Source organism: Leisingera sp. F5 (assembly GCF_001593695.1).
In genome coordinates this window covers 1-1,332 of sequence record NZ_LUKH01001041.1, presented here as the reverse complement: position 1 = coordinate 1,332, position 1,332 = coordinate 1, and the positions used below count along the sequence as shown (strand labels likewise).

Annotated in this window: 2 pseudogenes; both read right to left on the bottom strand. The window is 60.1% G+C overall.

From position 1 onward, the window contains the following. A pseudogene (locus A2I95_RS38660) lies at positions 1 to 374 on the bottom strand (TRAP transporter large permease subunit); the annotation flags it as partial. A gap of 268 nt (positions 375 to 642) precedes the next feature. Then, positions 643 to 1,332: pseudogene (fliI, locus tag A2I95_RS38655) on the bottom strand (flagellum-specific ATP synthase FliI); the annotation flags it as partial.

The window sequence follows — 1,332 nt, the reverse complement described above, 5'->3', positions numbered from 1 at the left end:
GTGCCGCTCATGCCGAATGCGCTGTCTGCGGCCGCCACACTCTCGCCGCCGTTCAGCGCCATCACCGCCGGGTAGACCACCGGCAGCGTCAGCAGCAGCATCCCGATTGCATCCATGAACATGCCCAGAACCGCATAGGCCAGCAGGATGCAGATCAGGATCACCATCGGCGGCATTTCCAGCGCGGTGATCCAGTCCGAAAACGCCCCCGGCAGATCGGCAAAGCCAAGGAAGCGCACGTAGATCAGCACGCCCCAGATGATGGTGAAGATCATCACCGTCAGCTTGGCTGTCTCCAGCAGTGCCGATTTCAGCTCGGCCCATTTCATGCCGTTGACCAGCGCCATGCAGAACACCACAAAGGCCCCCAGCGCGCTGCCCGACGCTACGCCTGCAAAGGATTGGACGCATGTTTTTTTACCAAGGCACGCTACTTACGGTCGCTTCAGGTTCCAAAGTCTCAGAAACAATCAGCGCCTTCAGATTATCAGGCCAACGCAGATGTCCGCGCGGACCCGTTACAACACAGAAGTATGTAAATACCTCAGTAAGGGCATATTTGGAGCATCCCTGTGAGAAAACCCATCGCCGCAGTTACTCGCCGGTCAAATGATCAGACGGCAGGTGAAGCCAACGCGCCGCTTACCGTCCCGCCTTGGCCCGGCGCAGCAACAGAAGCAGCCGATTGAAACTGCTGGTGATTCCTTCCGGATCTTCGCGGCCGAAAAAACCGTCCAGTTCCGGCCACAGTTTCACTGCCTTGTCCAGCACCGCATCATTCCCCTCAGCATAGAGACCGGCTCTGATCATCACTTCCGATTGTTCATAAGCGCCCAAGAATTTGCGCACATCCTGGATTGCCGTGTTTTCATCGGCAGTGGCCGCAGCAGGCAGACTGCGGGACACTGAGCGTGAGACGTCGATCGCCGGGAACCTGCCGCGTTCGGCGATTTCACGGTTCAGTACAATATGACCGTCCAAAACACCGCGAAGAATATCTGCAATCGGCTCATCCATGTCGGAACCGGCCACCAGGACGCTGAACACGGCGGTGATATCCCCCTGCCCGTCTGCGCCCGGGCCAGCCCGCTCGCACAGGCCGGTGATCAGCGGTGTTACGGATGGAGGGTATCCGCGCAAGGCAGGTGCTTCGCCCGAGGCCGCCGAAATCTCCCGGTGCGCCTCGGCGAAACGGGTAACCGAGTCGGCAAGGAACAGAACATTCTTACCCTGATCGCGGAAATGCTCGGCAACTGTCATGGCGGCCCAGGCGCAGCGGCGGCGGACCAGCGCGGACTGATCGGACGTGGCAGCCACCACAACGGCCCGGCG